Genomic DNA, 12,010 nt, shown 5'->3' on the forward strand with positions numbered 1-12,010 from the left:
ATTTGCTTCGTCTCATACTGTTTAAAATTAAGAATTATTACACTTCTAAACAGTTCGGTTTTAAGGGAAGCATACAATTAGAATTAGAGCCTTTAATAAAAAGAGATAAACATGAAAGAATAACAATAGCATAAAGCACTAAGTGACCGTTTATAGCTGTTATGAAGTTTAAGGTACTTTCAAAATGTTCTATGAGATTATTGAATACATACTCTTTGCCTTTGGGTTTAACGAACCTGTTGCTTATTAATGCTGATATACCCATTCTCCAAATGATTGGGGTATAAAGTAAGATTGTACTTAATCCAACCGTTGAGAGGCTTATTGTTAAAGGCTTGTAAAATTGAAAACGCTTTGTATGTATGGGAAATAGAATTAAAAAAATTGCTTGGGGAAAGAAGGCATATAAGTACGAAGGAATAGTGTAAAATCCTAAAACACTGGAAATAGAAAAAAGTATTAAGTATACTGATTCTCTATTATGTAAATATCTAATTGTTGAATAGAATGACATTAAGTACAATAAACAATACAAACTATAGCCTCTAGCTAAAAAGCTATATACAAATATTCCGTGAAGACTAATAAAAAGCAAAGTCAACATTTTTGCTATATTTTTATTAAAAAATTTAATGCTTATGTGGAACAATATAAAACAGCTCAATATACTTGAAATAACCGACGGGAGTCGTAAAGAGAATTCAGTGCTACTGGGTATAACTTGTGCGATATTTGCTAATAAGCTGTAAAAAACATGATTATTTGGGGCTGGGTAAAAAGTTATTGAAAGGTATATCCCTTTTAAACCTCCAGGCACGAAAAAAGATAATGTTGTAATCTCATCGTAACTTAGAGGTACAGAAAAAGTCAGATAAAATAATAAGAAAGTATAGGTCGAAATAAATAGATTAAGGAATAAACTATGATTAGAATATGTGTTTTTTAGACTTTTGTATAGTTGGAAGACATAATTTATAACTATTGAGAACATTAAAATTATTTTGAGAAAGAATTATATTTCAAAATACACCATAAGGCTCTAAAACCATCTTTCCAATTTATTTTCTTTCCTTCGTCATAGGTTCTTCCATAATAAGATATACCAACTTCGTAGATTCTAATTTTAGGTATACGAGATATTTTGGCTGTAACTTCAGGCTCAAAGCCGAAGCGTTTTTCCTTTAGGTCAAGGCTTTTAATAATTTCTGTTCTAAATATTTTATAACATGTTTCCATATCTGTTAGATTTAAGTTGGTGAACATGTTGCTCAAGAAAGTAAGGAATTTATTTCCTATAGTGTGCCAGAAAAAAAGAATGCGATGCGGGTTACCTCCCATAAATCTACTACCATAGACTACATCTGCATTGCCATTTAGGATAGGCTTTAGTAATAAAATGTATTCTTGAGGATCATATTCGAGGTCAGCATCTTGAACAATCATAAAATCACCTGTGACATTTTTAATACCCAGGTGTATTGCAGCACCTTTTCCTTTGTTCAATTCCTGCTGATAAAGACTTATTTCTGATGAGGGATTTTCTCTAGCAAAGTCCTTGATATATTTTACAGTATTGTCGTTGGAAGCATCATCAACTACGATAATTTCCTTTGATAGATTCAAACCTAAATCTAGATTGACTAATTTTTCAAGTATGGCTATTATCGTAGCTTCTTCGTTATAAGCAGGTATAACTATAGATAATTTTTGAGTCATTTGATTCGATCTGGAAATAACTTAGTGCAATTAACAATTTTTTTGGTTTTAAATGTAACTCAGGCCTTATTTTGAATACCTATTAATTAAAATCAACTATTTTTTAGTGATAAATGAGGACTTAGTTTATGAGCAGCTTAATTGATATTACAGATATTCGTCGTGATTTTCCATTGGGAAATGAAATCGTTCACGTTTTAAAAGGCATCGATTTACAAATTGATAAAGGTGAGTATGTTGCGATTATGGGGCCTTCCGGTTCCGGGAAATCTACCTTGATGAACCTTTTGGGCTGTCTTGACACACCGACTTCCGGGACGTATATTTTAAATAATCGGGATGTGAGCGCAATGACTGATGACGAACTCGCCGAGGTGCGTAATAAGGAGATCGGTTTTGTTTTTCAGACGTTTAATTTACTGCCGAGAACGACTGCTTTAGATAATGTTGCTTTACCTATGGTCTACGCAGGATATTCAAAACCGGAGCGTCATAAACGCGCTGAAGAAGTGCTGCAAGATGTAGGTCTTGCAGATCGTATGGATCACAAACCTAACCAACTCTCAGGAGGGCAGCGACAGCGTGTTGCTGTAGGCCGGGCTTTGGTCAATAAGCCTTCGATCATTCTTGCCGATGAGCCTACCGGAAACTTAGACTCTAAAACTTCAGTAGAAATTATGAGCCTTTTTGATGCGATTCACGCTGCCGGAAATACCGTGATCTTAGTTACGCACGAAGAAGATATTGCAGAGCATGCGCATCGTGTAATTCGTTTACGAGACGGACTGATCGAGAGTGATGTGCGTAGGACTTTAGAAGTTTAAGGCGGAAGTACTTTATATCTGCTTTTTAAATTCTGTAATTATTAAAACTTATCAAAACTGACTTAGAACGTTTTCGCGAATGCGTATTTTTGGTGAAAATTAAACGATATGAAAGCAGTTGTTTCTCCGGCTAAGTCACTGGATTTTGAATCAAAATTGCCAACTACCAGAAGTTCGCAGCCTCAGTTTTTAGAGGAAGCCGAAACGTTGAATAAAAAACTAGAGCGCAAGACTAAAGCTGAAATTTCAGACTTGATGAGTATCAGCGATAAATTAGCAGATCTTAACTACCAGCGCTACAAAGAATTCTCGACACCTTTTACCAAAGAAAATGCGCGACCTGCGGTGTATGCCTTTGCCGGCGACGTGTATACGGGTCTTGATGCGTATACGATACCGACTGAAAAACTAGATAAATTGGAAGATACATTGCGTATTCTTTCTGGACTTTATGGAGTTTTAAAACCTTTTGATCTCATGCAAGCCTATCGCCTGGAGATGGGAACCAAATTGAAATCAGGTCATAATGAGGACTTGTACCAATTTTGGGACGATAAAATAACCGAAGCTTTGAATGCTGAATTGAAAGAAGACGAACTGTTTTTAAATCTTGCGAGTAATGAATATTTCAAATCGGTAAAGCCTGAAAAATTGAAAGTTCCTGTAATTACTCCTGTCTTTAAAGATTACAAAAACGGAAAACTCAAGATCATCTCTTTTTATGCAAAAAAAGCCCGGGGTTCTATGGTACGCTACATTATAGATAAGGATGTGCAAACCATAGATGAACTCAAGGGCTTTGATTATGACGGGTATGGCTTTAGCGAGCAATACTCCGATTTAGATAAAAACGAATTGGTATTCGTTAGATAGTTGTTCTGTTTTTACGGCTTTTTATCTGCTAAACTTTTATCAGAGGTCGCTTTGTCGGCCTCTTTTGTTTTGGTAGCCGTTTGTTTTGTGGGGACATCTGCGGTTGTCGCGCTGCTTTTTTTCTTGCGTGGTCTTAGTTTACCGTAAGTTCCGCGATGTATTTTTCCTCGTTTTGTTTTTTGATCTCCTTTTCCCATTTCTTATTTGATTTTTTAGTTGTTCTACTTAATATAAGAAATCAGAACCGGAAGACCAAACCGCATATTTTCAGTAGCTTAAATTTCAATTTCAGCAATTAAAAAAGGCTATCTGATTAAAGATAGCCTTCTGTATTTTTATGTGGAAAATGCTTATTTGACGTCCATCAATTCTACGTCAAAAACCAAAATCGCATCTGGTGGAATCACACCACCGGCACCGCGACTACCATATCCTAAATCTGAAGGAATCACAAAACGTGCTTTGTCACCTACCTGAAGTAAGCCAATACCTTCATCCCAGCCAGAAATTACCTGACCTACACCCACTTGAAAGTCTAGAGGCTGATTTCTTTTATACGAAGAGTCAAATACCGTACCGTCAGCCAACTGACCTTTGTAGTGTACAGAAACCATTTTACCTTTTTCAGCCTTTTTACCATCACCTTTTTGGATGATCTGGTAACGCAGACCGCTTTCAGTTTCTTTAAAGCCTTCGCTCAATTTATTAAGTGCTTCAGCTTTTTTTGCGCGTTCTTCAGCGATACGTTTTTCACGTGCTCCTTCAAAAGTTCTAAAAGCCTCAACAGCATTAAAGTTTTCGGCATCTGCACCTTGGCGAATGATTTCTACTTTATCCATAGTATCGTCCTGAGCGATTGCATCTACCACATCTTGACCTTCTACAACGCTACCAAAAACGGTGTGCTTCCCATCTAACCAAGGAGTAGCGGTATGCGTGATAAAAAACTGGCTTCCGTTTGTTCCCGGGCCTGCATTTGCCATAGAAAGCTTACCGGGAGCATCGTGCTTTAAGCTTGAGTCAAACTCATCGTCAAACTGGTAACCTGGGTTCCCGGTTCCGGTTCCTTGAGGACACCCACCTTGAATCATAAAATCTGGAATTACACGGTGAAATTTCAGTCCGTCGTAATACGGGTTTCCTTGTTTTTTAGCTGAATTTTCAAGGTTTCCTTCGGCTAAAGCGACAAAGTTTCCTACCGTTCCCGGTGTTTTTTCATGTTCTAATTTCACTAGAATTTCGCCTTTTGGCGTGTGAAACTTGGCATATATTCCGTCTTGCATCGTATCAATTTAAAAATGAGGTGCAAAAATACGTCTAAACTGGGCAAACACAAAACCCTAATCAATTTCTTAGCGGCTATAAAAAAGCTCCTTACTGTAGTTAGTAAGGAGCTTTTTAGTGTCATTTTCGCAAAAGCGAAATCAAAAACTTATTATACTTCAATCGCAGGTACTTCATAACGCCATCCAAAAGGATCTTCAGCGCGATTCGCCTGCAATTCGGTCAATTGTTTTTTCAGTTTAGTGGCGTAAGCATCTTCAACCTGAGGAAGATCAAAAGCGTTCTCTTTGTGAGTGAAGCCCGAGATTGGGGAGATCACTGCTGCAGTACCCGCACCAAACATCTCTTTAAGTGAACCATTTTCTGCAGCCTCAACAATTTCTGCAACTTTCACCGGACGCACTTCAACATTGATGCCTTGGCTTTTTGCCAATTCGATCAAACTTTTACGGGTGATCCCATCAAGAATGCGATCGCTGGTAGGTGCCGTAATAAGCGTGTCGTTCACTCTGAAGAAAACGTTCATGGTACCTGCTTCTTCTAGGTATTCGTGCGTGTTAGCATCTGTCCATACTACTTGATTATAGCCTTTTTCTTTTGCTAATTCAGTAGGATAAAACTGTGCTGCATAGTTACCGGCAGCTTTTGCATAACCTACACCGCCGTCTGCAGAGCGGCTATAGTGATCTGCAAATAATACTTTTACCTGACCGCTGTAATAAGCTTGAGCCGGTGCACAAATGATCACAAATTTATACTCGCTAGAAGGCGATGCCGAAACACCATTTTCAGTAGCGATTACAAAAGGACGAATGTAAAGCGAATTGCCTTCTCCAGATTTAATCCAATCTTTATCTAGATTTAAAAGTGTATTAAGACCGTCAAAGAAATACTCTTTGTCAAAAGCAGGCATCGCTAGGCGCTCTCCCGATTTGTTGATACGGTTGAAGTTCTCTTCAGGGCGAAACATAAAAATGTCGCCATTGTCATCTTTGTAAGCTTTCATACCCTCAAAGACGGCTTGACCATAATGAAAAACCTTTGCTGAAGGATCCATTTGCAGTGGACCATAAGGAAGAATTTCCGGCGTTTGCCATTTTCCGTTTTTGTACTCACAAACAAACATATGGTCTGTAAAGACGGTACCAAAAGCGAGATTACTAAAATCAACCTGATTGATTTTAGTCTCGGCGATCTTGGTTACTTTTAATGTATCTGTCATTATTATTGAATTTTATCTTGCAAATTTATCATTTTCTCAAAGTCCGTGTGTGCAAGATTTCATTAAATTTACAGGCTCCCCTATTTTTAAATAAATTATACACGATGAAAAAGTATTTAGTATTAGCATTTTTAGGTATTGGTTTAATCGCTTGTAAGGAAGGCGCTTCAAATCAAGAAGATGTAGCGACAGTTTCAGAAGAGCTTACCAGCGAAGAACCAGGGGTTTTTGGAGAAGAATTCAAGAACGAAGCGACGCTCACAGCTTTTGAATTAGGTGATATTTATAGCAACCTTAAAGTGGGGGACACCATCAATGTAACCTTTGAAGGCCCAGTTCAAGAAGTGTGTCAGGCAAAAGGGTGCTGGATGCAAGTTGATGTTGGGGCGGCAGACCCGGTGATGATCAAGTTTAAAGATTATGGTTTTTTTGTACCTAAGGACATGAAAGACAAAAAAGTGGTTGTTCACGGTGAGGCTTTTATCAGCGAGACATCGGTAGAAGAGCAGCAACATTATGCTAAAGACGGTGGTAAATCTGAAGAAGAAATCGCTGCGATCACGATGCCTAAAAAGACCTTAGGCTTTACTGCGAGCGGAGTTAAAATCGCAGAGTAGGTTGAAACGTAAAATCGTAACCACCGGTGACGGCTCTACGACCATTCAAATTACAGACTGGAACGAGCAGTACCACTCGATGCACGGGGCTGTAAAAGAAGCGAGGCACGTATTCTTAAAAATGGGATTGGATTTCTGGATGAATGAAAACCCTGATCAAAACAGCCTTCATATTTTAGAAATAGGTTTTGGTACCGGTTTAAATGCGCTGCTAACCTTGATGCATGCAGAAAAATCTTCGGTAAACCTTTTATATGAAGGAGTCGAAGCCTATCCTGTTTCTTCTGAAGAACTAGCGCAGCTTAATTATCTGGAAGCTGCAGATGCGCAGGCATTTGAAGCAGTTTTTGAAAAGATGCACCAATTACCTTGGGAGCAAACCGAAATAATTACGGAAGCTTTTCAGCTTAAAAAGCGTAAGCAAACCTTTGAAACACTAGAAGATCAAGATCAACACGACTTGATCTATTTTGATGCTTTTGGTGCTCGCGTGCAACCCGAACTTTGGGAGGAACCTATTTTTGAGAAAATGTACCGAGCTTTAAAGGCGGGCGGAGTACTTGTAACGTATGCCGCTAAAGGAAGTGTGCGCCGAGCCATGCAAGCCGTTGGCTTCAAAGTAGAACGCTTGCCGGGACCTCCGGGAAAACGCGAAATGCTTCGGGCGGTAAAGGTCTAGTATAAAGCTTCTCTAGCGGAACAATTCCCAGTCTAATTTCAACGAGAAAATATTAGAATAGATCGCAGCGCTTTGATCTCCAATATCGGTTAGTGCATAATCAATATGAATCCCTTTGTATTGAAAACCTACGCCAATGTTAGGTTGAAAGCCTATACGGTTGCTCCCGTCGAGCTGGGTGATTTCTTGAAAGTTGCCAACACCTGCTCTAATGAAAACAAGACCGGTATACCCAAATTCTATTCCTGCCGCGGGCGTGGCACTTACTGCGGCGCTTGAGAGAATATCATTGGTTTGCGTAAAGCGCATCATCAAATCAACTTCAGCTTTTATAGAATAATCATAATTAATGAGCCAATTGCGTGCGACGCCTACTTGCAATTTTGGGATGGTAACTTCTAGTGTTTCTGGTAATTCCTGATTTTGACCTTCAACCGCATCGCTAATCGTAGCAAATTGCTCTTCATCTATCGCCCAAGTATTTACCGATGTGGTGATGTCACGCGCCATCGCTCCAAAATGCCATTCGCCCACGCTGTACTGTACGCCCAAGTCAATTCCAAAACCCCAGCTTGACGCAAAATCTCCTATAATACGCCGTATCACTTTTGCATTTGCTCCGATATTAAGACCCTGTACCGGCATCTCGCGAGCAAAAGAGACAGTCAGTGCATAATCTGCAGTAGAAAATAAACTGATCCGGTTGTAGTCGATGTTCCCGTCTGCGTCAATAAGTTGGGTCGTGTTGAGAATATCATCCACACCAAAGCGAATCAAAGAAACACCCAGGGCTGTACGATCGTCTAAGGGTTTTGCAAAACCGGCATAATCGTAAAGGGCAATATTAGCAAAATAACTCGCATGCATGAGTGCGAGTTGATTGTCCTCAAGATTGACCAACCCGGCGGGATTCCAATATCCACTGTTCACATCAGAGGTGCTGGCAGTAACGGCATTAGCCATCGCTAGAGAGGCGGCATCTACACCAATGTTCAAAAATTCGTTAGAATACGAGCGTACGGCTTGCGCTTTCAGAGAAAGAGCTGTGCATAGGAGCATAAAAGAGAGTAGAGTGCTTTTCAAGCCAGGCGCCGTTTTGCTGTAAAGGTGGTCAAATCTGCTGAGAATTTAAATTTTATTTTTGGCGCTGCTAGAGCATTTAATGCTTTCTTGCTTGTCTCAAAATTGAAGACTCGTTTCTAAAAATCGCGTTACCAACTTTTATTAGCGTGGTTTAAGCTGAAAGCTTCGCTTGAAAACGTTAGGAGTTTCATAAGTCTTCTTTTTGACCGTAGTTTTTCGCTATTTTTAGCTGCGAAAAGAATTGTGAGATTAAGCTAATAACAAACCTATGAACATCAAGAGTTATATTCCCAATGCATTTACAATGGCCAATTTATTCTGTGGAATGTTGGGTGTGTTTTTTGCAGCTACAGGGCATTTAGATTATGCGGCATATGCCGTAGTTGCCGGTGTTTTCTTTGATTTTTTTGATGGTTTTTTTGCACGCATGTTTAAGGTGGAAGGCGAGCTCGGGTTGCAGTTAGATTCTCTGGCAGATGTGGTTACCAGTGGGGTCGTGCCGGGAATGGTGATGTTTCAGATGCTACATAAATTAGAAAACTGGAATACCGGAGAGCGCTGGGTAGAAGCCGGAATGTCTTGGGACAGTGTCTCGCTGCTTCCGTTTTTAGGTTTTGCGATCACATTGGCTTCGGCATTTAGATTGGCAAAGTTTAACATTGATACCCGCCAGACCACATCATTTATAGGATTACCCACTCCGGCGAATGCACTTCTTATTTTGAGTCTTCCGCTTATTGTACAGTTTCAGGATTATGCGATCGCCGAAACCCTGATTACAAACACCTGGTTTTTACTGGGGCTTACTGCACTAAGCTGCTATATGCTCAATGCTGAAATCCCCCTTTTTGCCTTAAAATTTAAAAGTTGGGGCCTAGCAGAAAATAAGATCAGATACGGCTTTTTACTTTTGGCGATTATTCTATTATTCTGGTTGACTTTTGCGGCGATACCGGTGATCATTGTACTTTATGTATTGCTTTCATTGATCTCAAGAGCTTGATGACTTGCCTCTTGCAACGTTCTAAACTATTGCGTGTCTTTTAAAAGAATCAAAAAAACTGAACCAATGCAAGCACAAACCTTTAAACTTACTGTTCTCTTCATTTTTGCACTTTGCTTTTCTGTAAATGCTCAAAAAACCATTTCAAGAGGCTGGACCTCTTTTGCTCAGTCTATTGAAGTGAAAACAGAACGAACTGTAAAATTCAAACTTACCGGAAAAATAAAAGTGATTTCAGAGGACCCTAATGGAGTTGCCGGGTTGTGGGTGCGCGTGGATAACAAAAACAAAGAAACCGGTTTTTTTGATAATATGATGGACCGTCCCGCAACTTCAGCTTCTTATCAAGAATATAGTATTAACGGTACTTTTGATGCGCAGGCAAAAACGTTGAATATTGGCGGTTTATGTATGCAAAATGGTGACTTCTACTTTGACGATTTTAAATTGTTTTTAGAAAATGAGGAAGGGCAACTGGTTGAGGCGCCTATTGCCAATGCCTCTTTTGAAAAAAGTACTTCAGCACATCCCTTGCAAAATTGGAGCAGCGGTATTGCTGAAGGGCAACAGGTAAAGGTCAAAGAATATAGTCTTGACGTTGCAGCAGATGCGGCCTCAGGAGCACAGGCGCTTTTGATCAAAGGAGAGGGAGCAACACCTGCAAGACCAATGGAAATTGTTGCCGAAGAAGGTTTTACTCCGCAAATGGGAGTGCTCGTAAGTATGCTTGATGCGATGAAAGAACGTGTTGAAGGAGCAGTGAGCGGGCATTCGGTTTATGAATTAGATTACCTAATGGATGATAAGGCTAACAGTATTGGAGCACTTATTTATCATCTTGCTGCAGCCGAAAAATTATATCAGGTCCTGACCTTTGAAGGACGATTTTTTAATGAAGAAGAGGAAGCCAAATGGGGAGCTGCATTAGATTTGGGAGATTTAGGTCGCGAGCAGATCAAAGGGAAAACGGCTCAATATTATTTAGATTTGTATAATGACGTTAGAGCCGAGACTAAAAAAGAGCTTGCTAAGCGTGATGACATGTGGTTGCAAGAAGAGATTCCCGGTGCAGGAATGACCAATTTTTATGGATGGTTTCACGTAATGGAACATCAATCGAGTCATTTAGGTCAAATCTTGTTGCTTCAGAAACGTATTAAGCCAGAAGAAAAAGAAGAAGAGATTCTTCCGGCAGCGCAGCTTAAAAATTAACTATGAGCATTTCAGAAAATCTACTCAATCAGGTAAAGCAAATAAAATCCTTAGCAGAAGCGGGACTTGTTTATAACAAAGAGAATTATGATGCCGAGCGTTACGAAGAGTTGCGTGCACTTGCTTTAGAGATGATGAGTATTTTGAGCGATTTACCGGTAGAACAGCTCACTGGTTTTTTTCTACCGGAAACAGATTATCCTACTGCTAAAGTTGATGTGCGTGGTTTGATTTTAAATGCTGAAGGAGAAGTTTTATTGGTTAAAGAAACCGTTGACAATAAATGGACGCTTCCCGGAGGTTGGGCAGATGTAGGACTCACACCTAAAGAAAACGTATTGAAAGAAATCGAAGAAGAAACCGGTTTTAAAGCAGAGGTTAAACGCTTACTGGCAGTGCTCGATAAACGAAATTATGCGCACCCGCCGCAACCGCATTACGTATATAAATTGTGCTATTTATGTGAAATTACAGCGGGTGGTTTTGCGCCTAATTTTGATATTGGTGAAGTGCATTGGTTTGCGCTCGATGCGTTGCCTGAGTTGTCAGAAGATCGAATCCTTGAGGAGCAATTGAGCAAACTTGTAGCGATCGCAAAAGGGGATGAAGCTGTGTTTTCAGATTAGTGGTTATGCGATTTCCATTTGATCCTTCATTAAGACATCATCTATTTATCGCTGTAGGCTTATTTCTATGGGTTTTTGTCTTTCTGTTCTTTACAGAGCCTCTTGATATCAAAGAGCTTTATTTTGATGAGAAGTTACTTTATTTACCGGTTTATAGCCTTGTGGCCTCTTTGGGTTATCTCTTGCTTTTGCCTTTGCAGTCTTGGCTTTATATTTATAATGCCAGAGTTTGGAAGTTAAGTTCTGAGCTTTTGATGCTGTTTGCCTTTTCTCTTTTGGGACTGGTAATGGTGCGTTTAGTATATCTATTTGTTGTAGTTCCTTATGAGCCCAACCCGTATTCATTATCGTATTTTATTAAATCTATTTACATTCCGGCACTTTTAGTGGTTTTGCCCATTGTTGAGGCGGGGAGGTATGGTCTTGGTCGTTATCTGGAGAAAAGGGAAGAAGAACAAAAAATCACTATTGCCGGATCGGGCAATTATGAGGGGTTTAGATTGGCGTGGAACCAACTCATTATGATAAGCAGTGCAGATAATTATGTTGAGGTTAGTTATACCGAAGACAATCGCGTTAAAAAGCATCTCATACGAAATACACTAAGCGCTGTTGCTTCAGATTTACCGCAATTGCTTCGGGTGCATCGTTCGTATTTGATCAATCCCGATCATTATAAGTATATAAATTCTGAAAATGGCAAGTTCAAGATCACGATGATTCACGATTTGCAATGTTCGGTTTCAAAAACTTATCTCCCTAAGGTTAAAGACGTACTTAATTTCACCACAAACTAGCGGTGTTTCATCCCAAATACCTATGAATAGAGGCTTGGCTTAAAGTCGCTTTTTAGTTTTGTCTCATCAAACTT

Annotated in this window: 13 protein-coding genes and 1 pseudogene; 8 read left to right on the forward strand and 6 right to left on the reverse strand. The window is 39.5% G+C overall.

The window, feature by feature from the left end; genetic code table 11:
• Positions 1-37 precede the first annotated feature (37 nt).
• Complete coding sequence (locus WA338_RS18925) at positions 38-991, reverse strand: ArnT family glycosyltransferase (RefSeq protein ID WP_442913234.1); 954 nt, start codon at positions 989-991, stop codon at positions 38-40.
• Positions 992-996: 5 nt separating this feature from the next.
• A complete protein-coding gene (locus WA338_RS18190) occupies positions 997-1,716 on the reverse strand; it encodes a glycosyltransferase family 2 protein (RefSeq protein ID WP_336094450.1) in 720 nt (239 codons plus the stop codon).
• 128 nt (positions 1,717-1,844) lie between these two features.
• Between WA338_RS18190 and WA338_RS18195 the strand changes: the two genes are divergently transcribed.
• Both WA338_RS18195 and yaaA read left to right on the forward strand, forming a co-directional pair.
• A complete protein-coding gene (locus WA338_RS18195; RefSeq protein ID WP_336094452.1) occupies positions 1,845-2,540 on the forward strand; it encodes an ABC transporter ATP-binding protein in 696 nt (231 codons plus the stop codon).
• Positions 2,541-2,648: 108 nt separating this feature from the next.
• Positions 2,649-3,413 carry a peroxide stress protein YaaA gene (gene yaaA / locus WA338_RS18200; RefSeq protein WP_336094454.1) on the forward strand — a complete coding sequence of 255 codons (765 nt, stop codon included), beginning with the start codon at positions 2,649-2,651 and terminating at the stop codon, positions 3,411-3,413.
• A 116-nt stretch (positions 3,414-3,529) separates the two neighbouring features.
• On the opposite strand, the pseudogene WA338_RS18205 reads toward yaaA, so the two are convergent.
• The 3 genes and pseudogenes from WA338_RS18205 to WA338_RS18215 all read right to left on the reverse strand — a co-directional run.
• Positions 3,530-3,610: pseudogene (locus tag WA338_RS18205) on the reverse strand (30S ribosomal protein THX); the annotation flags it as partial.
• Between the two features lie 153 nt (positions 3,611-3,763).
• Positions 3,764-4,696: a peptidylprolyl isomerase gene (locus WA338_RS18210; RefSeq protein WP_009781285.1), complete on the reverse strand. Its 933-nt coding sequence runs from the start codon at positions 4,694-4,696 to the stop codon at positions 3,764-3,766.
• A gap of 152 nt (positions 4,697-4,848) precedes the next feature.
• Positions 4,849-5,919 carry a branched-chain amino acid aminotransferase gene (locus tag WA338_RS18215; protein WP_336094455.1) on the reverse strand — a complete coding sequence of 357 codons (1,071 nt, stop codon included), beginning with the start codon at positions 5,917-5,919 and terminating at the stop codon, positions 4,849-4,851.
• A 104-nt stretch (positions 5,920-6,023) separates the two neighbouring features.
• Here WA338_RS18215 and WA338_RS18220 point away from each other — a divergent pair, with 104 nt between their 5' ends.
• Complete coding sequence (locus WA338_RS18220) at positions 6,024-6,536, forward strand: DUF4920 domain-containing protein (protein ID WP_336094456.1); 513 nt, start codon at positions 6,024-6,026, stop codon at positions 6,534-6,536.
• 1 nt (position 6,537) lies between these two features.
• Positions 6,538-7,215: a tRNA (5-methylaminomethyl-2-thiouridine)(34)-methyltransferase MnmD gene (gene mnmD, locus WA338_RS18225; RefSeq protein ID WP_336094457.1), complete on the forward strand. Its 678-nt coding sequence runs from the start codon at positions 6,538-6,540 to the stop codon at positions 7,213-7,215.
• Positions 7,216-7,227: 12 nt separating this feature from the next.
• On the opposite strand, the gene WA338_RS18230 is transcribed toward mnmD, so the two are convergent.
• Complete coding sequence (locus WA338_RS18230; protein WP_336094458.1) at positions 7,228-8,274, reverse strand: PorV/PorQ family protein; 1,047 nt, start codon at positions 8,272-8,274, stop codon at positions 7,228-7,230.
• Positions 8,275-8,566: 292 nt separating this feature from the next.
• On the opposite strand from WA338_RS18230, the gene WA338_RS18235 reads away from it, so the two are divergent.
• The 4 genes from WA338_RS18235 (at position 8,567) to WA338_RS18250 (ending at position 11,936) form a co-directional block, all read left to right on the forward strand.
• Positions 8,567-9,301: a CDP-alcohol phosphatidyltransferase family protein gene (locus WA338_RS18235; RefSeq protein ID WP_336094459.1), complete on the forward strand. Its 735-nt coding sequence runs from the start codon at positions 8,567-8,569 to the stop codon at positions 9,299-9,301.
• Between the two features lie 66 nt (positions 9,302-9,367).
• Positions 9,368-10,513: a DinB family protein gene (locus tag WA338_RS18240; protein WP_272986796.1), complete on the forward strand. Its 1,146-nt coding sequence runs from the start codon at positions 9,368-9,370 to the stop codon at positions 10,511-10,513.
• Between the two features lie 2 nt (positions 10,514-10,515).
• Positions 10,516-11,139, forward strand: coding sequence for an NUDIX hydrolase (locus WA338_RS18245; RefSeq protein WP_336094460.1), 624 nt, complete (start codon positions 10,516-10,518; stop codon positions 11,137-11,139).
• Positions 11,140-11,144: 5 nt separating this feature from the next.
• Positions 11,145-11,936 (forward strand): LytTR family DNA-binding domain-containing protein, encoded by a 792-nt coding sequence (locus WA338_RS18250; protein WP_336094461.1) that lies wholly within the window; start codon positions 11,145-11,147, stop codon positions 11,934-11,936.
• The last annotated feature ends 74 nt before the right edge of the window (positions 11,937-12,010 follow it).

The sequence above is a fragment of the Leeuwenhoekiella sp. CH_XMU1409-2 genome, assembly GCF_037029365.1.
Classification (GTDB): Bacteria; Bacteroidota; Bacteroidia; order Flavobacteriales; family Flavobacteriaceae; genus Leeuwenhoekiella; species Leeuwenhoekiella blandensis.

Coding starts and splice junctions, on each gene's coding strand:
- yaaA (WP_336094454.1), top strand. CDS start 2,649: ATGAAAGCAGTTGTTTCTCCGGCTAAGTCACTGGATTTTGAATCAAAA.
- WA338_RS18245 (WP_336094460.1), top strand. CDS start 10,516: ATGAGCATTTCAGAAAATCTACTCAATCAGGTAAAGCAAATAAAATCC.
- WA338_RS18235 (WP_336094459.1), top strand. CDS start 8,567: ATGAACATCAAGAGTTATATTCCCAATGCATTTACAATGGCCAATTTA.
- WA338_RS18925 (WP_442913234.1), bottom strand. CDS start 991: ATGTTCTCAATAGTTATAAATTATGTCTTCCAACTATACAAAAGTCTA.
- WA338_RS18195 (WP_336094452.1), top strand. CDS start 1,845: ATGAGCAGCTTAATTGATATTACAGATATTCGTCGTGATTTTCCATTG.
- WA338_RS18220 (WP_336094456.1), top strand. CDS start 6,024: ATGAAAAAGTATTTAGTATTAGCATTTTTAGGTATTGGTTTAATCGCT.
- WA338_RS18215 (WP_336094455.1), bottom strand. CDS start 5,919: ATGACAGATACATTAAAAGTAACCAAGATCGCCGAGACTAAAATCAAT.
- WA338_RS18210 (WP_009781285.1), bottom strand. CDS start 4,696: ATGCAAGACGGAATATATGCCAAGTTTCACACGCCAAAAGGCGAAATT.
- WA338_RS18190 (WP_336094450.1), bottom strand. CDS start 1,716: ATGACTCAAAAATTATCTATAGTTATACCTGCTTATAACGAAGAAGCT.
- WA338_RS18250 (WP_336094461.1), top strand. CDS start 11,145: ATGCGATTTCCATTTGATCCTTCATTAAGACATCATCTATTTATCGCT.
- WA338_RS18240 (WP_272986796.1), top strand. CDS start 9,368: ATGCAAGCACAAACCTTTAAACTTACTGTTCTCTTCATTTTTGCACTT.
- WA338_RS18230 (WP_336094458.1), bottom strand. CDS start 8,274: ATGCTCCTATGCACAGCTCTTTCTCTGAAAGCGCAAGCCGTACGCTCG.